Source organism: Sorangium sp. So ce693, assembly GCF_051521375.1.
In the GTDB taxonomy this organism is placed as follows: Bacteria; Myxococcota_A; Polyangia; order Polyangiales; family Polyangiaceae; genus Sorangium; species Sorangium atrum.
On record NZ_CP150347.1, the window covers coordinates 9762259 to 9786814 of the forward strand.

The following is a 24556-nucleotide window of genomic DNA, read 5'->3' on the forward strand; positions in this document are numbered from 1 at the left end:
AATGCCTGGCAATCCCTCGGAGCTCAATGCAATGCCTCCGGCGACACGCAACCGATCAGAACCATCGCTACGGGTTCACCCTAACCGCTCCGACGTCAGCGGATCTCGCGCACTCGAACGGTACAGACCGGCCCGGAAGACGACGGGAAAGCCCCTATGGGCTCGCCAGACTCGAGCATTCCTCAGCGGAGCACGGAAAATCGCACGGAGCGGGCCCTTGTTGAATACCTCACAACGATGCTTGCGTGATCGTGAGTCGCATGATACTCGGATGGCGTCCGGGGCAACGATCATGCCCTGTTTGCAACGAACGGAGCAGGGAACGACGCGCAGCGATCCGCCGGAGCACGACGTCATCGCAAGGGACATCGACCTCCGGCCTCATTTGGCCTCGCTCGCCTCGCCTGTTCCGCCCGGGCTCGCGGCGCCTCCGCCGTGCGCCGATCATCGAACCAGAGGGATATGACAAGCCACGTCCTCATCACCGGTGGAGCAGGGTTCATCGGCTCTCACGTCGCCGACGAGCTCCTGCGCCAGGGGGTCCGCGTCCGGGCGCTCGACAGCCTGGTCCCTCAGGTGCACGGCCCCGACCGCCGCCGTCCGGCGTACCTCGACCCGGAGGTCGAGCTCATCGTGGGTGATGTCCGCGACCGGGAGGCGGTGAGGTCGGCGCTCCGCGGCGTGGACGCGGTTGTCCACTTCGCGTCCGCGGTCGGGGTCGGACAGAGCATGTACAAGATCGCGGAGTACACCTCGATCAACAACGTCGGCACCGCCGTGCTCCTCGAGGAGCTCGCCGAGAAGCCGGTCTCGAGGCTGCTCGTCGCCTCCAGCATGAGCGTGTATGGCGAGGGGCTCTACCGGACGGCCTCCGGCGCGGTGGTCCCCGGCGTGAGCCGGCCGCTCGAGCAGCTCAGGCGCGGCGACTGGGAGGTCCGGAGCGAGGCCGGCGAGGCGCTCGTGCCCATCCCGACGCCCGAGTCCAAGCCCCCGTCGCTCGAGTCGGTCTATGCGCTCTCCAAGTACGACCAGGAGCGGCTCTGCCTGATGATCGGGCGCGCCTATCAGATCCCGACCGTCGCGCTCCGCTTCTTCAACGTCTACGGCCGCCGCCAGGCCCTCTCCAACCCGTACACCGGCGTCCTCGCCATCTTCGCCGCGAGGCTCCTCAACGGCCGTCCGCCGGTGATCTTCGAGGACGGGCTGCAGCGGCGCGATCTCGTGAGCGTCACCGACGTCGCCCGCGCCTGCGTCCGGGCCCTCGGCGCCGACGCCGCGATCGGCCAGGTGCTCAACATCGGCAGCGGGCGGTCGACCACCGTGCGCGAGGTCGCCGAGCGCGTCCGCGAGGTGATGGGGAAGAGCGGTATCGAGCCCGAGATCGTCGGGAAATCCCGGCTGGGCGACGTCCGGCACTGCTTCGCCGACATCGGCGCGGCGCAGCAGAAGATCGGGTATGCGCCCCGGGTGTCGCTCGAGGAGGGGCTCCGCGATCTCGCCGACTGGCTCGAGGGGCAGGTGGCGAAGGACGCTGTCGCCCAGGCGCGCGCAGAGCTGGAGTCCAGGGGGCTGACGGTATGAGCGCCGCGGCGCTCGACCCGGGCGGCGCGACCCTGGCGGAAGGACGCCCGGCGCTGATCACCGGCGGCGCCGGCTTCATCGGGGCCAACCTGGCCCACCGCCTGCTCCAGGCGGGAGAGGCGGTGATCCTCTTCGACAACCTCTCCCGCCCCTCGGTGGCGCGCAACGTCGAGTGGCTGAGGCGCACCCACGGTGACCGCGTCACGCTGATCACCGGCGACGTGAGGGACGCCCGCGCTGTCGCGGCAGCGGTCCGGCGCGCCTCCAGCGTCTTCCACTTCGCCGCCCAGGTGGCCGTGACGACGAGCCTCGTCCAGCCGGTGGAAGACTTCGAGATCAACGCCCGCGGGACGCTCAATGTCCTCGAGGCGATCCGCGCCGAGAGCGCCCCTCCGCCGCTCCTCCTCACGTCGACCAACAAGGTGTACGGCGGCCTCCCCGACGTCCCGCTCTCGTGCAGCGGCCGGCGCTACGAGCCCGCGGATCCGGAGCTCCGGGCCTCCGGCGTCTCCGAGGCCCGCCCGCTCGATTTCCACAGCCCCTACGGCTGCTCCAAGGGCGCGGCGGACCAGTACGTCATCGATTATGCCCGCACCTTCGGGCTCCCCGCGGCGGTGTTCCGGATGAGCTGTATCTACGGTCCTCGCCAGTTCGGGACCGAGGACCAGGGGTGGGTCGCTCATTTCCTCCTCCAGGCGCTCCGGCGGGAGCCGATCACCCTCTACGGCGACGGGATGCAGGTGCGGGACGTGCTCTTCATCGACGACCTCGTCGACGCGCTCCTCCTCGCCCGCGGCGACATCCGGCGGATCTCGGCGTCGGCGTTCAACGTCGGCGGGGGCCCGGAGAACACCCTCAGCCTGCTCGAGCTGCTCGACCTCATCGAGGAGCTCGACGGCAAGCGCCCCCTGATCGGCTTCGAGGGGTGGCGGCCGGGCGATCAGCGGTACTACGTCTCCGACTGCCGCCGGCTCTCCGCGGCCACGGGGTGGTGGCCGCGCGTCCGGGTCCGCGAGGGGGTGCGCAGGCTGCACGGCTGGCTGCGGGAGATGACGGAGACGACGGGCGCCGGGAAGGCCGCCGGCGCCGGCCAGCCCGCGAAGGAGCCGTGCGCGGGGGGCGTCCGGTGAGGTTCGCGCTCGTCAACCCGGCCTGGAGCTTCGAGGGGAGCATCTATTTCGGCTGCCGCGAGCCTCACCTGCCCCTCGAGTACGGCTACGCCAGGGCGCTGCTCGAGGCCGCGGGGCACGAGGCGACCGTCGTCGACGCCCAGGCCCGGGGCCTCGCCGATGGCGCCCTCCGCGACGAGGTGGCCGCGCTCCGCGCCGATGCGATCGTGGTGACCACCGCGCCGAGCTACCTCTTCTGGCGCTGCGCGCCGCCCGAGCTCCGCGTCCCGCAGCAGGCGCTCCGCGCGCTCCACGGGCTGCCAGGGCTCCGGCTCGCGGTGGGGCCACACGCCTCCACCACCCCTCGCGCCACCCTGCGCAAGCTCGGCGTCGACGCCGTGGTGATGGGCGAGTGCGAGGACGTGCTGGTGGAGCTCGCCGATCGCCCGCGATCGCGCTGGGGCGAGATCGACTCGATCGCCTGGCTGGAAGGCGACGAGGCGCGCGTGCAGGGCGGCCCGCGCGCCTCGGACATGGGCCGGCTGCCGGCCCTCCGCTGGGACGAGGCCACGGTGGCGCGCCACGCCCACCACCACCACCGCTTCGACGCCGCGCCGATCGGCCCCGGCGCCGAGGTCGAGGCGTCGAGAGGGTGCCCCTACCACTGCACCTTCTGCGCGAAGGACAACTTCCGCGAGGGCTACCGCAAGCGCCCCCTCGACGTGCTCCTCGACGAGCTCGACGGGCTCGTCGCCCAGGGCGTCCGTTACGTCTACTTCATCGACGAGATCTTCCTGCCGGATCGCCCGCTGCTCGAGGCGCTCGTCGATCGCCCGGTGTCGTTCGGCGTCCAGATGCGCGTCGACAACTGGAGCCGGGAGATGCTCGACCTGCTCGGGAGAGCGGGGTGCGTCTCGATCGAGGCAGGGGTGGAGAGCATCACCCGGGAGGGCAGGAGCCTCCTGGCCAAGCGCTGCAAACTCTCGACCGAGCAGCTCGGCGATCTCCTGATCCACGCCAAGAAGAGCGTCCCCTTCGTCCAGGCGAACCTGATCCAGTCGCCGACCGACGATCCCGCGGACGTCGCCGCCTTCCGGGAGCGGCTGCGGCAGCACGGCGTGTGGGCGAACGAGCCGGTGCCGATGTTCCCTTACCCGGGCTCGCCCGAGTACACGATGCGCTGGGGCGCACCCGACGATGAGGCGTGGGAGCGCTCGGTCGCGCACTACCTCGATCGGTTCGATCGCTTCAGCGACCTCCAGGACAGCCGCCCTCTCCCGCTCTCCGCGCTGGAGATCGCGCCCCCCGGCCATGGCTGACGCCGCGCGCGCCCCCGGCTCCGTCCTGATGACCGCCGACACGATGGGGGGCGTCTTCTCCTACGCGATCGAGCTCGCGCGCGCGCTCGCGGCGCGCGGGGTCAGGACGTCGCTCGCCACCCTGGGCGGGCCGCTCTCCGCGCCCCAGCGCGAGGCCGCGGGCCGCGTGCCCGGGCTCGCCGTCTTCGAGAGCTCCTTCCGGCTCGAGTGGATGGAGGATCCCTGGGACGACGTCGCGCGCGCCGGGGACTGGCTCCTCGAGCTCGAGGAGCGCCTCCGCCCGGCGCTGATCCACCTGAACGGCTATGCGCACGGCGCGCTCGACTTCCGCGCCCCGAAGCTCGTGGTGGCCCACTCGTGCGTCCTCTCCTGGTGGGCGGCGGTCCTCGGCGGGGAGGCGCCGCCGCGGTACGATCGCTACCGGCGCGAGGTGGCCCGGGGGCTCGCCGCCGCGCCGGCGGTGGTGGCCCCGACCCGGGCGATGCTCGACGCCCTCCTGCGCCACCACGGCCCGCTCCCCGCGGGCTCGCGGGCGGAGGTGATCCCCAACGCCGCCGATCCCGCGCGGTTCGCCCCGCGCCCCAAGGAGGAGCTCGTCCTCGCGGTCGGGCGGCTCTGGGACCAGGCCAAGAACATCGAGGCGCTCGGCGAGGTGGCCCCTCACCTGCCCTGGCCGATCCAGGTGGCCGGGAGCGACGTGCGTCCCGGCGGGGGCGCGGGCGCGATCCCCCACCCCTCGCTCGAGCACCTCGGCGTGCTCTCGCCCTCCGCCGTCGCCGCCGCGCTCGGCCGCGCGTCGATCTACGCTCACCCGGCCCGCTACGAGCCGTTCGGCCTGTCGGTCCTGGAGGCGGCGCTCTCCGGGTGCGCCCTCGTCCTGGGCGACATCCCCAGCCTGCGCGAGGTCTGGGGGGACGCGGCCCTCTACGTGGATCCCGGCGACACGGAGGCCCTCCGGCGCGCGCTCCGGACGCTCATCGACGCGCCCGGCGCGCGGCGCGAGATGGCTGCGCGCGCCCGCGCCCGCGCCCTCGGCTTCTCGCCGCGGCGGATGGCCCGGGGCTACCTGCGCCTCTACGGCGAGCTCCTCGGCCGCGGGCCCAGCGAAGAAGGGCGCTCGCCGGCGAGGGAAGCGCGCTCGCCGGCGCGCGATGCGGCCGTGGTGCTCGAGCGGCGCGGGACCTCGGGGCTCGCGGCCGCGCTCCCCGCGAAGAAGGCGAGCGCGCCATGCGCATAGCCCTGTTCTGCCACTCCCTGCTCTCCGACTGGAACCACGGGAACGCGCACTTCCTCCGCGGCGTGGTCACCGAGCTCGCCGAGCGCGGGCACGAGGTCCGCGCCTTCGAGCCGAGGGACGCCTGGAGCCTCCAGAACCTCGTCGCCGATCACGGCGAGGCGCCGCTGCGCGAGGTGAGGGAGGTCTACCCGCGCGTCGATCCGATCCGCTACGACCTTGCCTCGCTCGACCTGGACGAGGCGCTCGAGGGGACCTCGCTGGTCATCGTCCACGAGTGGAGCGAGCCCGAGCTGGTCGCCCGCATCGGCGCGCACCGGGCACGCGCGCCGCGCGCGGCGTACCGGCTGCTCTTCCACGACACGCACCACCGGTCGGCCACGGATCCCGGGGCCATGGCGCGCTACGACCTCACCCGCTACGACGGCGTCCTCGCCTTCGGCCGGGTGATCCGCGACATCTACCTCGCGCGCCGCTGGGCCCGCAGGGCCTTCGTCTGGCACGAGGCCGCGGACGTCCGCGTGTTCCGCCCGCGCCGCGGGGCCCGGCCGGAGCGCGATCTCGTGTGGATCGGCAACTGGGGCGACGAGGAGCGCACCCGCGAGCTCGACGCGTTCCTGATCGGCCCTGCGCGCGAGCTCGGCCTCTCCGCCCGCGTGTACGGGGTGCGCTACCCCGAGCACGCCCGCGCCGCGCTCGACGCGGCCGGCATCGAGCACCGGGGCTGGCTCCCCAACTACCGCGCTCCCGAGGCGTTCGCGCAAGCCAGGGTGACCGTCCACGTCCCGAGGAGGCCCTACGTCGCCTCGCTCCCGGGGATCCCGACCATCCGGCCGTTCGAGGCCATGGCCTGCGCCATCCCGCTCGTCTGCTCGCCGTGGAGCGACGCGGAGGGGCTCTTCTCGCCCGGCCTCGACTACCTCGTCGCCCGGGACGGCGACCAGATGAAGCGCCACCTCGCGGCCCTCCTCGCCGAGCCCGCCCTGGCCGCCGAGCTGGCGGAGCGGGGGCGCGCGACGATCCTCGCGCGCCACACGTGCGCCCACCGGGTCGACGAGCTCCTCGCCATCTCCGCCGAGCTCGGCGTCGAGGTCGACCGCCCCGCGCCCGCCGCCCCACCCCAGCGAGCCACGTCATGAACCGACGCAACCCACGCCCGACCCCGAGCCGATCGCTCGACATCGCCTTCTTCGGATCGAGCCTCGTCTCCGCCTACTGGAACGGAGCCGCCACCTACTACCGCGGCATCCTCCGCGCCCTCGCGGCGCGAGGGCACCGCATCACCTTCCACGAGCCGGACGCCTACGATCGGCAGAAGCACCGCGACATCGAGGACCCGCCGTGGGCCCGCGTCGTCGTCTACTCCGGCACCGACCCCGCGGAGCCCAGGCGGCTCGTCGAGCAGGCCCGGAGCGCCGACGTGGTCGTCAAGGCCAGCGGCGTCGGCGTCTTCGACGAGCTGCTCGAGGCCGAGGTCGCCGCGCTCGATCGGCCGGGGCTCACGACGATCTTCTGGGACGTCGACGCCCCGGCCACGCTCGAGCGGGTCCGCGCCGCGCCGTCGGATCCCTTCCGCGCGCAGATCCCGCGCTACGACCTGGTCTTCACCTACGGCGGCGGCGACCCGGTGGTGCGCGGCTACGAGGCGCTCGGCGCGCGGCGCTGCGCGCCCATCTACAACGCGCTCGATCCCGAGACCCACCTCGAGGTCGCGCCGGATCCTCGATTTCATTGCGACTTTGCGCTGCTCGCCAACCGCCTGCCGGACCGGGAGCGGCGCGTGGAGGAGTTCTTCCTGCGGCCCGCGGCCGCGCTCCCCGGGCTCCGGTTCCTCCTTGGCGGCAGCGGCTGGCAGGACAAGGCGTTGCCCCCGAACGTCCGTTACGTCGGGCACGTCTACACGGTGGACCACAACGCCTTCAACGCCAGCGCCCGCGCGGTGCTGAACGTGGCCCGCGACAGCATGGCGTCGGTCGGCTTCTCCCCGGCGACCCGCGTCTTCGAGGCCGCGGGCGCGGCCGCGTGCCTCGTCACCGACGCGTGGGAGGGGATCGAGCTCTTCCTCGAGCCCGGGCGCGAGGTGCTGGTCGCGAGGAGCGGCGACGACGTCGCCGAGATCCTCCGGACGCTCACGCCCGAGCGGGCCCGCGCGATCGGCAGGGCGGCGAAGCAGCGCGTGCTCGCGGGGCACACCTACGCCGAGCGCGCGAGGCAGGTCGAGGCCCTGCTGGCCCGCCCCGACGGCGCAACCCTCACCGCGAACGCGCCGCCGTGAAGCCCATCTCCTTCGTCTTCCTGGGCCTGTCGATCACCTCGTCGTGGGGCAACGGCCACGCGACCACGTACCGCGGGCTGCTCAGGCGGCTGGCCCAGCGGGGGCACAGCGTGCTGTTCCTGGAGCGGGACCTCTGGTTCTACGCGGAGAACCGCGACCTCCCGAGCCCGCCCTACGGCCGGACCGAGCTCTACCGGGGGCTCGACGATCTCCGCGCGCGCTTCGCGGGCGCGGTGCGCGACGCGGACCTCGTGGTCGTCGGGTCCTACGTGCCCGACGGCGCCGAGGTCGGCGCCTGGGTGACGGAGACGGCGCGCGGCAAGACCGCGTTCTACGACATCGACACGCCGGTGACGCTCAAGCAGATCGAGCGGGGAGGCGCCGGGTACCTGTCTCCGGCGCTGATCCCGCGGTACGACCTGTACCTCTCGTTCACGGGCGGCCCGACGCTCGAGCGGCTCGAGCGCCGCCACGGGGCGAAGCGGGCGCGAGCGCTCTACTGCTCGGTGGATCCGGACGAGTATTTCCCTGAGCGCGCGCCGCCCCGGTGGGATCTCGGCTACCTCGGCACGTACAGCGCCGATCGCCAGCCCACGCTGGACCGGCTCCTCGTCGCGCCGGCGCGCCGCTGGGGGCGAGGCCGCTTCGTGGTCGCCGGCCCGCAGTACCCGGCGGACCTCGGCTGGCCCACCAACGTCGATCGCACGGATCACGTCCCGCCGGGCGATCACCGCGGCTTTTACGGCGCGCAGCGCTTCACGCTCAACGTCACCCGCCGGGACATGATCGAGGCGGGGTACTCGCCGAGCGTGCGCCTCTTCGAGGCGGCGGCGTGCGGCGTGCCGGTGATCAGCGACGACTGGCCTGGGCTCGACGAGCTCTTCGAGCCTGGCAAGGAGATCCTGGTCGCCCGCTCCCCGGAGGAGGTGCTCCACCTGCTCCGCGAGCTCCCCGAGCGGGAGCGGATCGCGATCGGCCAGCGGGCGCGCGAGCGCGTGCTCGCCCGACACACCGCGGCGCACCGCGCCGAGGCGCTGGAGAGGTACACCCGGGAGCTGCTCGACGAGCAGGACGCGCCGGAGCGCCCGGGGGACCGGGGGGGGACCGGGGATGATGACGTCGACGTGGCGAGTCGACCTGGAGAGGAGGTCAGAGAGACATGAGCGCAGCGCTGCGCATCCTGGTGACCGGGGGCGCCGGATTCGTCGGCTCCCACCTGTGTGATCGGCTGATCCGGGAGGGCCACGAGGTCGTCGCGCTCGACGACTTCTCGACGGGCTCCCGGGACAACGTCGCCCATCTCCTCTCTCACCGGCGCTTCCGGCTGGTGGAGCACGACGTCATGCAGCCGTACGAGCGGGAGGTCGATCGCATCTACAACCTCGCCTCGCCGGCGAGCCCGCCGCATTACCAGCGCGATCCGGTCCGGACCACGCTGGTCAACGTGGTCGGCGCGCTCCACGCGCTGAAGCTCGCCGAGGGCTGCGGGGCGCGGGTCTTCCAGGCGTCGACCAGCGAGGTCTACGGCGATCCCGAGGTCCACCCGCAGCCGGAGGACTACCGGGGCGCGGTGAACCCGATCGGGATCCGCTCCTGTTACGACGAGGGGAAGCGCTGCGCCGAGTCGCTGGTGATGGACTTCCACCGGCGCGGCGTGGAGGTACGCCTGGCGCGGATCTTCAACACGTACGGCCCGCGGATGGCGCTCGACGACGGTCGGGTGGTGTCGAACTTCATCGTACAGGCGCTCCGGGGTGAGGACCTCACAGTGTACGGCGATGGCTCCCAGACACGGAGCTTCTGCTACGTCGACGACCTCATCGAGGGGATCGTCCGGCTGATGGAGCACCCGGCCGAGACGGGCCCGGTGAACCTGGGCAATCCCGAGGAGTTCACGGTGCTGGAGCTCGCCGAGGAGGTGCTCCACCTGACCGGGAGCCGCGGTCGCGTGGTGTTCCGCCCGCTGCCCGAGGACGATCCGAGGCAGCGGCAGCCGGTCATCGATCGCGCGAGGCGGGTGCTCGGGTTCGAGCCCAAGGTGCCGTTGCGCACGGGTCTTCGCCGCACGATCGAGGGTTTCCGGGGCGCGCTCGGGCTGGGCCATCGCGCACCTGGGCTCCCTGTGTCGGACGATGACGCACCATTGCCCCGGGCTGCGAACGGCTGAGTCGAGCCGACCGTGGAGCCGGTGCGGCGCTCATGATACCGTGAGCGCTCTGACGCCCGATTGTCGCACAGGGCCGTGCGGCGAACGGCAGGGGCACTACGCCCTTAACTTAGAGCGAAGGAGAGCGGCATGGATCTCAGGGCATGGTGCGCGGCGCTCTGCGCGGCGACGGTGGGTATCGCGGGCTGCGGCGGGGACTCGGGCACGGGCGATACCGGCGGTTCGCCGGGCGGCTCGAGCTCGGGCGATGCGCCGGCGGGGGGTTCCAGCGGCCAGGGGGGTTCCTTCGGCGAGGGGGTTGGCTCCGGCATCGGGTCCGGGTCCGGCAGCGGGACCAGCGGAGCAGGAGGCAACGGCGCGACGGGGTGCGAGCACGTCGATGTCGTGTTCGCGCTCGACAACTCCTCGAGCATGGACGAGGAGAAGGCATCGATGCGCGACGTCGTGTTCCCGGCGTTCGCGCAGGCGTTGCTCGATATCGATGGCATCATCGACTTCCGCGCGGCCGTGATGGACGCCTGCCCGCTCCCCGCCAACTTCCACACGCGCGGCGCCGCGGGCGACTGCTCGTTCCAGAGCGGCAAGGCGTGGATGGAGAGCACGAGCACCGACCTCACGGGCGAGTTCCAGTGCGCTGCCGACCTCTATGCGGACGACGTCGAGTGCACCGGCGACAGCGACGACGAGCAGCCCGCGTCCACCGTCGCCGCCGCGCTGGAGCCGCCGTTCTCGACCGCCGAGAACGCGGGGTTCCTCCGCAACGACGCGCTGCTCGTGGTGGTGGCGATCACCGACGAGGACGAGCAGCCCGTCCCGCGCCAGACGCCGCAACAGATCCACGATCGGCTGGTCGCCGCGAAGGGTGACGCGAAGAACGTGGTGTTCCTCGGCATCGGCGGGAGGCGGGAGTGCGCGGGCGCTTATGGGGACGCGGAAGCGGCCGAGGACATGCAGAGGCTCGTGGACCTGTTCGCCGCCGACGGCCGTGGGTTCTTCTGGGACCTGTGCGAAGGGCACCTCGAGGACGGCCTCACGAACGCCCTCGCGGCGATCGAACAGGCGTGTGGGGAGTTCGTGCCCATCAACTGACCGCGCCGGCGAGGCGAGCCGACGAAGGGCGGCGCCATGAGGCGCCGCCGGCAGGCTACCGCGGCAAGCTCTCCTGGTCTTCCTCCGGCGCTTCGCCCTCCTCGGCGCCGAGCTGATCGACTTCCTCCCACAACGCATCGAGATCCAGCCGGAGCCCTTCGCACCCAGGCACATCGATGCTCCCATCGGTCGCGTCGAGCGCGTGCGCATAGCGCCCATCCGCCCCGAGCTCCAGGACCTCGATGCTCCGGAGCTGCGGATCGACGATCCAGTACCAGCGCACCCCGAAGGCGGCATATTCGCGGAGCTTCTCGACACGATCGCGGCGCCCGTCGCTCGGCGTGGGAGAGACGACCTCGACGGCGATATCGGGCGGGATACGCACGAGCCCCCGCGCCGGCGGCCTCCGGTTCCCGGGAAAAAAGACGGTCACGTCGGGCTTCCGGCCCCGCTGCGCCTTGACCGCGAATTTCGCGTCCGAGCCGCCCACCAGCCCGCCTCGGGGGGTGATCCAGACGCGGAGCATGTGGATCAACCAGCCGACCACGACCTCGTGAACGTAGCCGGACACCTCTTCCTCCACGAGCAGCCCGTCCACGAGCTCGCCCGACTCATCCTCGGGCAAGGCCGCCCACTCGACGAGCGACATTCGCCGGCCTGACGCGGGTGCGGGTGAACGAGCCGCGGCCTGGACCATGAACAGAGCCTATCACGCCCGACGCAAGGGGTGTACCGCGACGGCGGCCCGCCTCCGCTCCCACCAGGCGCGCGCATGCATCCGCCGAACCTCGGCGAACCATGAGGGCTGGCAGGGGTGACGGCGGGCACGATATGCCCGGGAGACCGCCGAAACGCGCTCCAGAAAAGATCCTTGACGGCACATAATCATGTCGTTATAAAAAGTAACACTGTTACGAACGAGGACGTGGACGGCCCCTGCGCCGCCCGGAGACCAGGCGACAAGGACATGGCGAGTTCGCGCCCGAAGACCACGAAGACCAGCGGCACGACCCAGGCGGAGCGCCTGCAGGCGTCGAGCTTGCAGCGCCGCGAGCAGCAGAAGGAGAACCTGCGGGGCGCGATCCTGGCGGCGGCGGGCGAGCTGTTTCTGGAGCAGGGCTACGAGGCGTTCTCGATGCGCCAGGTGGCCGAGCGCATCGGCTACTCGGCGACGACGATCTACCGCTATTACGAGGACAAGGACGATCTCCTGTTCGCGATCGTCCACGACGGCTTCACCGAGTTCCAGCGGGCGCTCGTCGCGGCCGCCGAGAGCACGGCGGACCCGATCGAGCGGCTCGTGGCGCTCGGCGCCGCGTACGTTCGCTTCGGCATGGACAACCCGGTGCACTACCGGCTGATGTTCATGCAGCGCTTCGATTTCGTCTTCGACCAGCGGAAGGCGCGGCAGCAGCCGATGATCGACTCGTTCGACGTGCTGCAGAACGCGGTCGCGTCCGCGATGGATGCCGGCGTGATGCAGCGCGGAGACGTGGAGCGCCACAGCCAGGTGGTCTGGGCCCTGGTCCACGGGATCACCGCCCTCGGCCTGGCCGACCGCGGCCGCTTCACGGCCGACGACGTCGACCGGACCATGGCGATCGCCATGAAGATGATGGTCCGGGGCCTGCGCCCCTGATCGCTCTCTTTTTTTCCCGCGAAGTTAACACTGTTACTAATAGTTTCATCGTTACAATCAGCAGTCGCTGGAGGGTATGATGGATAAGGTCTTTGGACTGAGCGGCTTGCTCGTGCTGCCGTTCTGGTTCCTCATGATTTTTCTGCCCCGCGCTCGATGGACGCGGCGGATCATGGAGTCGCCGCTCGTCGTCGTCGCGCCCGCGCTGCTCTACACGGCGCTCGTCCTCCCGGCCATCGGCGAGGTGCTGCCGATCGTCAACCAGCCGAGCCTCGCGGCGGTCGCCCCGCTGCTCGGCTCGCCCGCGGGCGCCACGATCGGCTGGGTTCACTTCCTCACCTTCGATCTCTTCGTGGGCCGGTGGGTGTACCTCGACAGCCGCGATCGCGACATCTCGCCGTGGCTCATGGCCCCGGTGCTCTATCTGACGCTGATGCTCGGGCCGATGGGGTTCTCGCTCTACCTCGCCGTCCGCGCGATCGCCGATCGATCGGCGCGCGCCCTCGACAGGACCGTGGCGCAGCGCCGCGTCGAGGAGGCCTGACATGAGCGCGCGCTCTGTGACCACCTCGCTCCAGCTCCCTCGCCCGATCGAGGAGCTCCTCAGCCGGAGCCCCGTCCTGTTCGCGGCGGCCGCCGCCCACGTCGCGCTGCTCGTCTTGCTGCTCGCCGTCGCCCCGCTCGACGCGCGCCTCGTGATGGGGGTGAACCCGTGGATCAAGCCGGCCAAATTCGCCGCCTCGATCGCCATCTACCTCCTGACGATCAACTGGCTCGTCGGCGATGTCGCGCTCCCGCCGAGGGGCCGCAGGGCGGTCGTCTGGGGCACGGTGGCGCTGGTGAGCTTCGAGATGATCGCGATCACCGCGCAGGCGGCGCGGGGCGTGGCGTCGCATTTCAATCAATCGACGCTGTTCGACGGCGCGGTGTTCGCGCTCATGGGCATCGCCATCCTCGTGAACACGGCGCTCGCGGCGTACCTCGCGTACAGGTTCTGGGCGGCGCGACCTCCGCTGCCGGCTCCCTACCTCTGGGGCATCCGGCTGGGTCTCCTCCTGTTCCTGCTGGCCTGCGCGGAAGGCGGCGTCATGTCGGCGCACAACGCGCACGGCGTCGGCGTCGCCGACGGCGGGCCCGGGCTCCCCGTCGTCAACTGGAGCACCCGAGGAGGCGACCTGCGCATAGCGCACTTCTTCGGGATGCACGCGCTGCAGGCCGTCCCGCTGGTCGGGTACTGGCTGTCGGCGCGGGCCTCGGGGTCGGCGCCGCGCATGCGGCGGGCGGTGCGATGGGTCATCGCGTTCGGCGTCGCCTACGGCGCCGTCGCGCTGGCGCTCTTCCTGACAGCCCTCGCAGGGCGACCGCTGATTCGAATGTAGCGCGCCACCAGAACGGCGGTCCTGCGCTGCTCGAGGCGACGAGGCGAGCCCGCGCGGACCGCCGACGGTGGCGCGTGACGATGGGCGCGAGCAGGGAGTCGTCAAGCCCATGACGTCGCCTGCGACGAATCCGTCGCGTCGTCGTCACCGACGGACAACAACAAGCAGGCGCCACGCCACACAACTGACACAAATTCCGTCTAGACTCTCCAGCGCGTCTGCGCCTGCCGCTTTTTCCCACCCGTGAGGCTCGCCATGCCTGACAATTTCGTCGTTCAATCAAGCGCCCTGCCCTCTTCCACCAAGCTCGTAGCTTTTCATGGCACCGAGGGCATTTCGAAGCTCTATCGCTTCGAGCTCTACCTGGTGATGACGAACGACGCCGGCCAGAGCGTCGATATGGCCGCGGCCGTGGGGCAGCCGGTGACCATCTCCCTGGAGCGGAGCGACGGCGGCGAGCCCTTCCTTCGAAGCGGCGTCCTCGGGAGCATCGAGCTCATCAACGAGTTCGTCGGTCGGTCCGTCTTTCGGGCCACCATGGTCCCGCGCCTCGCCTTGCTCGCCATGTCGTATCACAGCCGTGTCTTCACCGCGCAGGCGATCCCGGAGATCATTCAAGCCGTCCTGCAAAAGGGCGGCGTCACGGACTGCGCCCTCCAGCTCCAGGGCTCCTACGTCGCCGAAGAGCATATCTGTCAGTACCGCGAGAGCGACTACGCCTTCATCACCCGGTGGATGGAGCGCGAAGGCATCTATTACTACTTCGAGCATGGAGAGGGCGGCGAGACGCTTGTGCTGGTCGATGACAAGTCGACCCATCAGCCCCATGGCGGCAAGCCCATTCGCTATTTCCCGCAGCCGGGCGGCGCCAACACCGCGAAGGACACCTTCCACGCCTTCACCTGCCGGCATGACGCCATGCCCGGCACGGTCCGCCTCAAGGACTACAACTACGCCACGCCGGCCGTGCCGGTCACCGGGCAGGCGTCGGTCAGCCCCAACGGCTTCGGCGAGGTCAGCCTGTACGGCGCGCGGTTCTTCTCGTCGGGCGACGGGGCGCGGCTGGCGCGGATCAAGGCCGAGAGCCTCGCCGCGACCGGCGTCGTGTACCAGGCGATGGGCAAGGCAGCGACGGTGGTCCCCGGGTTCACCTTCGAGATCGAGGACCACCCGCGGGCCGCTTTCAACACGAAGTACCTGGCCATCGAGGTCGAGCACTGGTCCAACCAGGCCCCGGACATGCCCGAGCTCCGCGACTTCACGACGTGGACCGAGAACTACCGCATGGAGGCCAAGGCCATCCCCACGACGACGCAGTTCCGCGCGCCGCAGGTCACCGAGTGGCCGCGCATCTACGGCACCGAGATCGCGATCGTCGAGGGCGCCGCGGTCAGCGAGTACGCGCAGATCGACAGCCATGGTCGCTACCGGATCAAGTTCCTCTTCGACGAGAGCGACCTGAGCGGGGGGAAGGCGTCGACCTGGGTCCGGATGCTCCAGCCCCACGGCGGCGGCATCGAGGGCTTCCACTTCCCGCTGCGCGCCGGCGTCGAGGTCATGTGCGCCTTCGAGGGGGGCGATCCCGACCGGCCGGCCATCGTCGGCGTCGCACCCAACGCGCTCACGCCGAGCCCGGTCACGTCGGGGAACAACACGCGGAACGTGATCCAGACGGGCGGGCGGAACCGGCTCGAGCTCGAAGACCAGGCCGGGCAAGAGCGGGTCACGCTGTCGACGCCCTATGACAACACCTACCTCCGGATGGGGGCGCCCAACGGCGGCGCGTCGTATGAGGTCAAGTCGCAAGGCCACGCTTATGTGTGGATCGGAGGCAGCTCCGAGAACATCGTGACCGGCAACCGAACGGCGATCACCGTGGGCATCTCCGAGAGCGTGATCGGGGGCTTCAGCTTGAGCGCCGTCGGAGGGTACGCCGGGAGCTTCATCGCCGGATACTCACAGAACGTGATCTTGGGCTATCGCCACACGACCATCCTCGGCAATGAAAAGACGATCCTCCGCGGCAACCGAAAGACCACCATCACGAAGGATCGCACCACGAAGATCGGGGGCGACGACACGTTCACGCTCGTGGGCGATCGCCTCGCCACCATCAGGGGCAACAGCAGCTTGCGCATCATGGGGAAGCGCAACACCCAGATCAGAGGCAAGGACGACAGCACCTTCTTCAACGGGCGAGAGACGACGGTCTTCGTATCGAACAAAAACACGATCAACGGCACCAGCGAGACCGATGTCAACGGGACCCGACGCACAGACGTCCGCGGCCATGCCACCGGCAACTTCTACGCAGGGCGAACGACCACCGTTCACGCGGGGGGAAGCTCGAAGACGATCAGGGGCGGTAACACCGCCAAGATCTATGGCGGCAGAAAAACCACGGTCTATGGACCGAGCTCGAGCACCATCCATGGCACCGCCGAAAGCAAGATAACAGGCCTCTACACGACCAAGATCGGGTCGCGCGTCGAGGTCATCAACGGAACCAAATACGAGAACATCAAGGGGCTAGCGTTCAAACGCGCCCCCTTGGAGATAAAGAAATTGAACGCAGCAGAGATCTCGGCAAAGGGCTACAAGGCCTCAGCAGAGATCATGACGATCAAAACTCGACTCGGTCTCTCGAATGCGGACTTGCACATCCTGAAGTAATTCACCCATCGAGCGTGGAACAGGCTCGCGCCCGGCGCTGAGCCGAACGATCCATCGAGCCCGCTACCCTGGAGTCCGTCGGATGAAAATCGTCAAGCCCATGCGCCTCGGGGTGGTGCCGAGGGTCTTCATGCACCAGCGCACCCCGCACCTCGTGGTCACCACCTTCGTCGGCTTCTCCTACGACCGGCCGGCCCGGCTGCTCTATGAGCCCACGGTCTGGAAGATCGCCATGGAGGAGCTCGGCGAGGACGGCCTCCTCGACGAGTTCAACCCCAAGACCCGGGGCGAGCTCCTCGTCACGGGCCGCTGCTATCCGCCGGGGCGCACCGCCCGCCCCGCGAGCTCGGTCCGCGTCCAGCTCGGGCCCATCAACAAGAGCCTCTACGTCATCGGCGACCGGACGTGGGGGATGCTCGGCATGTCGGATCCGACGCCCTTCACCGAGATGCCCGTCACCTGGCGAAACGCCTTTGGCGGGAAGGATTTTGCCAGGAACCCGCTGGGCAAAGGCCACGGCGACAAGAGCGCGGCGCTCCCCAACATCGAGTCGCCCAAGCACCTCATCCACGCGCGCAGCGACTGCCCGACGCCCGCCGGCCTCGACGGCTACGACATGACGTGGCCCCAGCGGTTCTCCAAGATCGGCACCTACGACGCCGCGTGGCGCGACGAGTGCTTCCCTGGTTTTGCGCGGGATCTGGACCCGACGCTGTTCAACATGGCTCCGGAAGACCAGCAGATCGACGGGTTTTTCAGGGGCGACGAGACCTTCGTGGTCGAGAACATGCACCCCGACAGGCCTCGGATCGAAGGCGCCCTTCCCGGGGTCGTGAGTCGATGCTTCGTCTGCCTCAAGACGAGCGACGGCGTGGAGATCCACGAGCCCGCGATGAAGCTCGACACGGTGCGTCTGTTCCCGCACCGCGAGCGGGGGGTCGTCCTCTTCCGCGGCGGCATCGAGATCTCCGAGGACGACGCAGACGACGTGGTGGCGGTGCTGGTTGCCTGTGAAGCCATGGGTGCCCCCAGGCCCGTCGCGTATTACCACGACTACCTCATCCCCCGGCTTGGCCTTGAGAGCAACGATCTCCCGGATGACCAGGACGACACGCTCATGCCCGAGCCCGAAGATCCGGAGGCGCCGCCGCTGCCCGATGACACGCTCTCCGGGCTCGCGTCAAAGCTCAGGCGGGAAGGGTTTCTGGGAGGCACTCCGGCTCGATCCGTCAAGCGCGCGGCTGCGGCCGCGGCCGGCGCCGGCGTCGTCACCGCCGGTGTCCACGGAGCGGGAGCAGCGGAGGGCCTCGACGTCGAAGCGGCCGAGGCCGAGCTCGAGAGGGACCCCGACATCGAGGCGACCGAGGCCGATCTCGCCGAGATGGGGATCGACCCCGGGCACCTCGCCGCCGCAGCCGACGCGGAAGGGGCGGAGCCAGCCACGGACTTCCCGGAGGGCACGGAGGAAGAAGAGAGCCCTGCATGGTCCCAGGCGGACGCGGGGGTGAGCCACGAGGCGGACACGGAGCCACTCGCGTTTGCGGCCCCGACGACGACGCCCGCCCTGGAAGACGACCCCGAGGAGGCCGAAGCGCTTCGCGCGCAGGAAGCGCTCATGGAATGGGGCAAGAAGCAGCTGCGAGACCGTGGCATCGATCCAGAGGCGCACCTCGCCCAGGAAGAGCCCTCCAACGACCTTGCGTCCCTCGATGACTCGGAAGAATCCGAAGAGGCCGTGGTCCGCTTGGTCGAGGGTCGGCTCAGCGGCGGGCTGACAGCGCACGGGGTCGACGTCGGCGCGTTGCTGGCGAGGGCGCGTCAGAACGCCGCCGACGGTCCGAGCGAGATCAGGATGTCGGAGGTCCGCGAGCGCGTGCGGCAGTCGCTGACGAGCGAGGGCTTCACGCCGGAGAAGAGCGAAGAGCTGGTGTCGTCGCTGGATTGGCAAGCATTCGAGGACGAGACCCAGGCCGCCGCCGATGAGGACCTCGACGACACATTCAACCTCCCCGACGAGGCGCCCGAGGCTGCCCACGCGCTGCCAGAGGACGAGGCCTGGGGCGGTGAGCCTGCGGACGACGAGGGCTTCGCGTCTGCGGAGGATCTGGACGACAGGGCTTCGTCTTTCGCCGAGCTGGGCGAAGACGGGCCTCGGCTCGCGCACCTCCTGGCGGCCTCCGCGCCCCTCGACACCGAAGAATCCCTGCGACTTCGCCGCGAAGTGGAGGCCGGGCACAAGGAGGGGCGGAGCTTCGCGGGGTGCGACCTCACGGGCGCCGATCTCTCTCACCTCAACCTCGAGGGGATCGACCTCGAGGGCGCCATGCTCGAGTCGGCCTTTCTCACCGGGAGCATCTTGCGAAGGGCGAAGCTCACAGGAGCCGTCCTGGCGCGAGCCAACCTGGAGGCCGCGGATCTCTCGGAGGCCAAGCTCAACGGAGCCAATTTCGGTTCGGCGTGCCTGCGGGACGTGAAGGCTGGTGGAGGCGTCGATTTCGGCGAGGCCGTGCTCGTCAAGGCGGACCTCTGGGGAGCGGATCTGTCCGGCGCCAATCTCTCGCGCGCCGACCTCTCCGAGGCCAATTTCTGCGACACCAACCTCGAGAACGCCGTCGCGGAAGAGGCGACGTTCCAGCAGGTGGACCTCACGGGGGCGCGCCTCGTGGGCGCGCGGCTCTCGGGGTGCACCTTCAACGAGGTGAACGTGACCGAGGTCGATTTCACCGGCGTCGACCTGAGCTCCGCCACCTTCATCGCCGCCCAGGGCGACCGCGCCATCTTCCGGAACGTGATGGCAAAGGACCTCACGAGCGTGATGGGCTCGTCCTTCGCTGGCGCAGACTTCGCCGGCGCGACCCTCGCCGGCGCGAACCTGATGGGGACGAGCCTCGCCGGCAGCGACCTCTCCGACGCCGACCTGCGCGGCGCGCTGCTCAACGAGGCCGACTTGACGGAGGCGAGCCTCGATCGCGCGAACCTCGCCGAGGCCATGCTGACCCGCGCCAACCTCACCGGGGCGTCGCTCTACGCCGCTGACCTGAGGCAGAGCATCATGAACCATGCGTGCGTCCAGGGGGCCAACTTCGAGAAAGCCAACCTGTTCAGCGTGTGCGCCGATCGAATGGTTGGAGATGACGACACGAGCTTTGCCGGCGCCAACCTCAAGCGACTCAGGGTAATACCGGCCTAGAGGGAGCATGGACAGGGAAGCGCTGCGCAAGCTGATCGAACAAGAAGAGGTCGTTTCGGAGCTGGACTTGTCGGGCTTCGACCTGTCGGGGCTCGACCTCTCCGGCGGGATCTTCGAAGATGTCCGCTTCACCAACGCCAACTTCACCGGCGTCAAGGTGCGTGAGGCGATTTTTCACCGCTGTGACCTCGCGGGAGCCAACCTGAAGGGGCTGGATTTTCACCTTGGCACGGCCATGGACTGTACGTTCGCGGGGGCCGTGCTCGCCGACGCCTCGCTGGTTGGAGCGAACATCTCGGCCGTGGACCTCGAGTCGGCCGATCTGACCGGAGCCGACCTCTCGTCGGCTACCATCGACCATGCCGAGCTCAAGAACGCCCGATTCGTCCGTGCCAACCTGACCGACGGCACCCTGTTTGGCGTCACGCTCGAGGGCACGGACTTCTCTCAGGCCAACTTGACCAGGGCTGTCTTGTTCCGTCAGGACCTGTCCCAGGCCATTCTCACGGGGACGACCCTCGTGGAAGCGATCCTGATCGAGGTGCGGATGGGGCCCAAGGACTTCCGACGGATGGACCTCAGCAGAACGCAGCTTACCAGCGCCGACCTGCAGGGTTGCGACTTTTCAGGGGCCACGCTGACGCAATGCGGCTTCAAGGGCGCCAACTTGACCGGGGCTCGACTGGACGGCGCCGTCGCCCGGCTGGCCGACTTCGTCGAAGCGACCCTGATGAACGCGAGCCTCACCCAGGCCGACCTGAGCCAAGCGCTCTTCGTCGACGCGCGCGCGGGCGCCACGGACCTCTCGGGCGCGCGGCTCGAGATGAGCGTCTGGCACCGGGCGAGCTGCCCGGGTGCCCGCTTCTGCCGGGCAGACCTGAGCCATGCAGACTTCTCCCACGCCGACGTGTCGTCCGCCGACTTCTCCGATGCGACGCTGTCGCGCGCGCGGCTGCACCGTGTGACGGACAAGGGCACGATCTGGCCGCCGAGCAAGGCGCTGGCGCACGGAGACGACCAGGAGCTCAAGGAAGCAGAAGACTGGCAGGCCAACGTCCTTGGGAGGCCTGCCGGCAGTCAACGCACCCCTCACTCATGAGGAAACCATGCAGAGCGCAGCAAGAGCGAGACAATACCAGCGGGACGCCTACGGCGAACACGGCGCCGTGCTCCGCATCGATGGCTCCGCGTACATCGTCGAGACCGAGCACGGTGAGGTCCGCGCGAAGCGCGCGACGAGCTGCCTGCTGGAGCCTGCCACCGGAGACCTGGTGCTCCTCACCGCCGTGAACGGCACGCATTACATCCTCGCCGTCCTCGAGCGGGAGGAGGGCGCGCCCTCACACCTCGTCTCCGAAGGCGATCTCCAGATTCGTTTGCGGCGCGGCTCGCTGGGCCTCTCGGCGCCCGACGGTGTACACGTGGCAGCCGGCAAGGACCTCTCGATGGCCGCGTCGACCTTCCGTGTCCAGGCCAAGGAGGGGCACGTCGCGCTGGAGCTGTTCTCGTTCCTCAGCAAGGTGGCTCGCGGGGAGGTCGACCGGGCCAAGCTGATCGGCCGGAGCCTCGACGCGACGCTCGAACGGCTGTCGCAGAGGGTGAAGCGCTCCTACCGCATCGTGGAAGAGGCGGACCATGTGCGCGCCGAGCGCATCGACTATGCGGCCAAGGGCAACCTCGCCATCCACAGCGAGAACGCCAAGATCACCGCGTGCCACGTCGTGAAAATCGACGCCGATCAGATCCAGGTAGGGTGACCGAACATGTTTGCAATCACGTCGAGCGGTGGAATGGACTTTGGCATGCCGGATGTCTGCCGTCTTCCGACGATGGTCCCCGTCCCATTTCCAAACTTTGCAGCGAAGCCCATGGGGACGTCCCCCGCGTACAAAGTGCGCATCGGGGTCGCTCCCGCCCATACCCTGACAACCACCATTCCGCTCACCTCCGGCGACAACCCTGGGCTGCTTGGTGGCGTGATCTCCGGCCGCAACATGGGCCCCGCGAGGCGTCTCCGATTCTCTCGCAACACGTTGTGGCAGGGAAAACCCGCGGTGGTGCTCTCCGCCAACGGCTTCGGGAACCAGATCAATACGAACTCGACGACCATTGTCCCGAGCCAGATCAAGGTCCTGGTTCTCAAGTGACGTCCACCCGGTCGTCCACTCGGTCGTCCGCGACAGCGCCCCGAGAGCCCGCCCTGTTCTGACCCCTGAGGGACACCCACGTGGCCATCGATGAAACGACCCGCATCCGCCTGGGGATCATTCAAAAGAAATACGGCGAGCGCCTGGCCCGGAGCACGAGCGGCGCCAACACGCCGGATCGGCGCCAGGTTTTCATCGATGAATTCCGGCGGATCCTGACCGACATCTTCGTGCCCACGTTCGAAGCCATCGGCGGTGAGCTCGCCTCGTCAGGCCACGCTTACCGGATCGAGCATGACGTGGGCGAGAAGACGCCCAGCATCGAGTTTCACCTCCTGCTCCGGGGCGTACCGGCGAACGCGAACAACCTGATCCGGCTCTTCTACAGCGCCGAGGCCGCGGGCGACGGAGAGGTGATCGCCGAGGTCAACGTGTACCAGACCCTGACCGAGCTCACGCGGTTCCGGGTGCTGTCGCGGGTCACCCGAGAGGTCGCGGAGCAGATGTGCGTGGACGCCATCGAGCACGTCTTCGCCTGCAACGCTCGCTGAGCGGCCCGCGCGATGCCTGCGGCGCGGCCGCAGGCTGCGAGCGTCGTCCTCCATCCTCCAGCAGGGCGACCCGGCGCTTCACGCTGCGCGCAGGATCCGGCGGTACGTCTCGAGGTACGCCGCCGCCGTCGTCGCCGCCGAGAAGCGCTCCTCGGCCGCGCGACGGCACGCCGCCGGATCGAGCCGGTCGACCCTCGCCATCGCGTCGGCCATCTCCACCGCGCCGTCCACGAGGAACCCCGTCCGGCCGTGCTCGACGATCTCCGGCAGCGCGCCGGCGCCGCGCAGCGCGATCACCGGCGTGCCCGAGGCCAGCGCCTCCAGGGCCACGAGCGAGCTGGTCTCCTGCACCAGGCTGGGGACGAGGAGGCACCGCGCCGCCGCGAGCAGGCGGCGCTTCCGGGCGAGGCCCACGGGGCCGATGAAGCGCCGCACAGGGCCGGGGCCGCGCAGCATCGGCAGCAGGACCTCCCGGAGATACCGCGTGTGCTCCTCGTACCCGAACGCCTGGCCGGCGATGACGAGCGGCACGCCGGCGCGGACCGAGGCCTCGACGGCGACGTGATAGCCCTTCTCCGGGCAGATCCGGCCCAGCGCCAGCGCGAAGCCGCGCTTGTACCGCCTCGGCCGGTAGTGCTCCAGCCGGACGCCGTTCGGGATGTCGGGCAGGAGCCGCGCCTCCGGCGGACAGGCGCGCCGCTGCGTCGCGGACACGCAGTGGAGGAACGTCCTGGGCCGCTCGAGACAGAACACCGCAGGCGAATAGAAGCCCGGCGGGAGATGGAGGGTCGCGAGCACCGGCGCGCCCGGCTCGGGCAGGTAGCGATCGAAATCGACGCCGTGCATGTGGACGAGGTCGATCGGATACCTGTCCAGGACCCGGGCGACGGCGCTCCGGTGATGGCTCCAGGCCCGCTCCCTCGCCGCCTCGTCGAGGGCCGCGCCAGGCGGGGGCGCCGGCGTGGCGACCAGCGTCCCCGCGCACGCGGAGCCCTCCGGAGCGACAACGATCGACCGGTGGCCGCCGCGCGAGAGCGCCTCGTCGAGCATCGAGAGCACCTGCTCGGCGCCGCCGACGGCGTCCGGACCCACGGGCGCGAGCGGATAACCGACGAGCAGGACCTTCAGAGGCACAGCTCACGCTCGAGGCCGAGCAGCGTGAGCGTCTTCGCCGCGAGCCGCCGCCAGCGCGCGCCGTCGATCGGGAAGCCGAGGCGCTCGTAATGGAGCGGGCCGTCGTGCGGGGGCCTGCGGAAATCGTACGCGGGCGCCGGCCGGAAGCGCTCGACCTCCGCGCCGAACGGGGCGAGCACCTCCCGCTGGCTGGCGAAGCAGGCCAGCATGGCGCGCTTCCGCGACGCCTCGATGTCCGAGAGCCGGAGGGCGATCTCGGGGACGCCGGCGTGCGCGATGAACTCGCCGGTGAGGAGGCGGCCGCGCGCGGCGTGGTACGACGCCGCCTCGAAGATCAGCGGCGAGGTGACGCCGTTCCAGAGGGCGAGCACCGCCGCCGCGTGGACGGCGAGCGCCGCCGCGTCGTGATCGGGGTGGCCGCCCTCGTAAGGGTGGGTGAACACCACCTCGGGCCGCGTCCGGGCGAACAGCTCGACGAGCCGCCGGGTGAGGCTCGGCGCCTCCTCGATCGCCTCCTGGTCGACCGCGCCGAGGCACCTGAGCCGCCCCGCAGGCACGTTGCCGGCCGACATGGCGCGGGTCACCTCCTCGCGCCGGAGCGCGGCGTAGCGCTCGCGCCCGATGCCGGCGAGGCCCGCCGGCACGAAGCGCTCGTCGCGGGGCGCCCCGTCGGTCACGTGGACCACCTCGATCGGGCTGAGCCGGCCGATCCGCGCGCCGAGCCCGATGGTCTCGTCGTCCGGATGGGCGAGCACGACGAGACAGCGCGGCGCCCGGCCCGACGAGAGCCACGAGAACGGCGGCCACGCGAGCTCCTGGGCGGAGGGGCCCTGACGGCGCAGCACGGCGAGGTTCACGACAGCACCTCCGCGCGCCTGCTGCGCAGCCCGGTGCGCGGCTTGGATCGCCCCCCCGGGATGCCGCGGTGCTCCTCGGGTCTCCTCTTTCGCTTCGGCGTGCTCGCGACGTGGGACATGAGCCACCTGGAGTGCATGCGGTCAGGTCGTCCTGGCGAAAAACGCAGCGATCTCCACACTACCAAACGGCGACGCGGCGCGCCAGACGCGCG

At 70.1% G+C, this 24556-nt stretch carries 21 protein-coding genes; 18 read left to right on the forward strand and 3 right to left on the reverse strand.

Going from position 1 to position 24556, the window contains the following annotated elements; all coding sequences use genetic code 11:
* The first annotated feature begins 462 nt into the window (after positions 1-462).
* The 9 genes from WMF14_RS36460 to WMF14_RS36500 all read left to right on the forward strand — a co-directional run bounded on the left by WMF14_RS36460 (position 463) and on the right by WMF14_RS36500 (position 10774).
* Positions 463-1581 carry an NAD-dependent epimerase/dehydratase family protein gene (locus tag WMF14_RS36460; protein ID WP_437793760.1) on the forward strand — a complete coding sequence of 373 codons (1119 nt, stop codon included), beginning with the start codon at positions 463-465 and terminating at the stop codon, positions 1579-1581.
* Positions 1578-2711, forward strand: coding sequence for an SDR family NAD(P)-dependent oxidoreductase (locus WMF14_RS36465; RefSeq protein WP_437793763.1), 1134 nt, complete (start codon positions 1578-1580; stop codon positions 2709-2711). Before WMF14_RS36460 ends, WMF14_RS36465 begins: the two co-directional genes overlap by 4 nt.
* Positions 2708-4009: a TIGR04295 family B12-binding domain-containing radical SAM protein gene (locus tag WMF14_RS36470; protein ID WP_437804368.1), complete on the forward strand. Its 1302-nt coding sequence runs from the start codon at positions 2708-2710 to the stop codon at positions 4007-4009. The genes WMF14_RS36465 and WMF14_RS36470 overlap by 4 nt, the downstream gene beginning before the upstream one ends.
* Positions 4002-5246, forward strand: coding sequence for a glycosyltransferase family 4 protein (locus WMF14_RS36475; protein WP_437793765.1), 1245 nt, complete (start codon positions 4002-4004; stop codon positions 5244-5246). Before WMF14_RS36470 ends, WMF14_RS36475 begins: the two co-directional genes overlap by 8 nt.
* Positions 5237-6382, forward strand: a complete 1146-nt coding sequence (locus WMF14_RS36480) for a CgeB family protein (RefSeq protein WP_437793768.1) — start codon at positions 5237-5239, stop codon at positions 6380-6382. The genes WMF14_RS36475 and WMF14_RS36480 overlap by 10 nt, the downstream gene beginning before the upstream one ends.
* Positions 6379-7518: a CgeB family protein gene (locus WMF14_RS36485; RefSeq protein ID WP_437793771.1), complete on the forward strand. Its 1140-nt coding sequence runs from the start codon at positions 6379-6381 to the stop codon at positions 7516-7518. Before WMF14_RS36480 ends, WMF14_RS36485 begins: the two co-directional genes overlap by 4 nt.
* On the forward strand, positions 7515-8681 hold the full coding sequence (locus WMF14_RS36490) for a CgeB family protein (protein ID WP_437793773.1): 1167 nt from the start codon (positions 7515-7517) through the stop codon (positions 8679-8681). The genes WMF14_RS36485 and WMF14_RS36490 overlap by 4 nt, the downstream gene beginning before the upstream one ends.
* Positions 8678-9685, forward strand: a complete 1008-nt coding sequence (locus WMF14_RS36495; protein ID WP_437793776.1) for a UDP-glucuronic acid decarboxylase family protein — start codon at positions 8678-8680, stop codon at positions 9683-9685. Before WMF14_RS36490 ends, WMF14_RS36495 begins: the two co-directional genes overlap by 4 nt.
* Positions 9686-9814: 129 nt before the next feature.
* Positions 9815-10774 (forward strand): hypothetical protein, encoded by a 960-nt coding sequence (locus tag WMF14_RS36500; RefSeq protein ID WP_272095750.1) that lies wholly within the window; start codon positions 9815-9817, stop codon positions 10772-10774.
* Between the two features lie 55 nt (positions 10775-10829).
* Here the strand turns inward: WMF14_RS36500 and WMF14_RS36505 are convergent, their stop codons facing one another.
* Positions 10830-11423: a Uma2 family endonuclease gene (locus WMF14_RS36505; RefSeq protein WP_437793778.1), complete on the reverse strand. Its 594-nt coding sequence runs from the start codon at positions 11421-11423 to the stop codon at positions 10830-10832.
* A gap of 318 nt (positions 11424-11741) precedes the next feature.
* On the opposite strand from WMF14_RS36505, the gene WMF14_RS36510 reads away from it, so the two are divergent.
* From WMF14_RS36510 to WMF14_RS36550, 9 genes are all read left to right on the forward strand, one after another.
* Positions 11742-12413 carry a TetR/AcrR family transcriptional regulator gene (locus tag WMF14_RS36510; RefSeq protein ID WP_437793781.1) on the forward strand — a complete coding sequence of 224 codons (672 nt, stop codon included), beginning with the start codon at positions 11742-11744 and terminating at the stop codon, positions 12411-12413.
* 76 nt (positions 12414-12489) lie between these two features.
* Positions 12490-12957: an ABA4-like family protein gene (locus tag WMF14_RS36515; protein ID WP_437793784.1), complete on the forward strand. Its 468-nt coding sequence runs from the start codon at positions 12490-12492 to the stop codon at positions 12955-12957.
* Between the two features lies 1 nt (position 12958).
* On the forward strand, positions 12959-13792 hold the full coding sequence (locus WMF14_RS36520) for a hypothetical protein (RefSeq protein ID WP_437793786.1): 834 nt from the start codon (positions 12959-12961) through the stop codon (positions 13790-13792).
* 255 nt (positions 13793-14047) lie between these two features.
* Positions 14048-16465: a type VI secretion system Vgr family protein gene (locus tag WMF14_RS36525; protein ID WP_437793789.1), complete on the forward strand. Its 2418-nt coding sequence runs from the start codon at positions 14048-14050 to the stop codon at positions 16463-16465.
* 82 nt (positions 16466-16547) lie between these two features.
* Entirely contained in the window at positions 16548-19655 is a 3108-nt protein-coding gene (locus WMF14_RS36530) for a DUF2169 family type VI secretion system accessory protein (protein ID WP_437793792.1), read from the forward strand.
* Positions 19656-19662: 7 nt separating this feature from the next.
* Positions 19663-20754, forward strand: coding sequence for a pentapeptide repeat-containing protein (locus WMF14_RS36535; protein WP_437793795.1), 1092 nt, complete (start codon positions 19663-19665; stop codon positions 20752-20754).
* Between the two features lie 7 nt (positions 20755-20761).
* Positions 20762-21412 carry a DUF3540 domain-containing protein gene (locus tag WMF14_RS36540; protein ID WP_437793796.1) on the forward strand — a complete coding sequence of 217 codons (651 nt, stop codon included), beginning with the start codon at positions 20762-20764 and terminating at the stop codon, positions 21410-21412.
* A gap of 6 nt (positions 21413-21418) precedes the next feature.
* Positions 21419-21802 carry a DUF4150 domain-containing protein gene (locus WMF14_RS36545; RefSeq protein ID WP_437324649.1) on the forward strand — a complete coding sequence of 128 codons (384 nt, stop codon included), beginning with the start codon at positions 21419-21421 and terminating at the stop codon, positions 21800-21802.
* A gap of 80 nt (positions 21803-21882) precedes the next feature.
* Positions 21883-22353, forward strand: a complete 471-nt coding sequence (locus WMF14_RS36550) for a hypothetical protein (RefSeq protein ID WP_437793799.1) — start codon at positions 21883-21885, stop codon at positions 22351-22353.
* Positions 22354-22431: 78 nt separating this feature from the next.
* On the opposite strand, the gene WMF14_RS36555 is transcribed toward WMF14_RS36550, so the two are convergent.
* Positions 22432-23487, reverse strand: coding sequence for a glycosyltransferase family 4 protein (locus WMF14_RS36555; RefSeq protein ID WP_437793802.1), 1056 nt, complete (start codon positions 23485-23487; stop codon positions 22432-22434).
* Complete coding sequence (locus WMF14_RS36560; RefSeq protein ID WP_437793805.1) at positions 23478-24344, reverse strand: PIG-L deacetylase family protein; 867 nt, start codon at positions 24342-24344, stop codon at positions 23478-23480. The genes WMF14_RS36555 and WMF14_RS36560 overlap by 10 nt, the downstream gene beginning before the upstream one ends.
* Positions 24345-24556 lie beyond the last annotated feature (212 nt).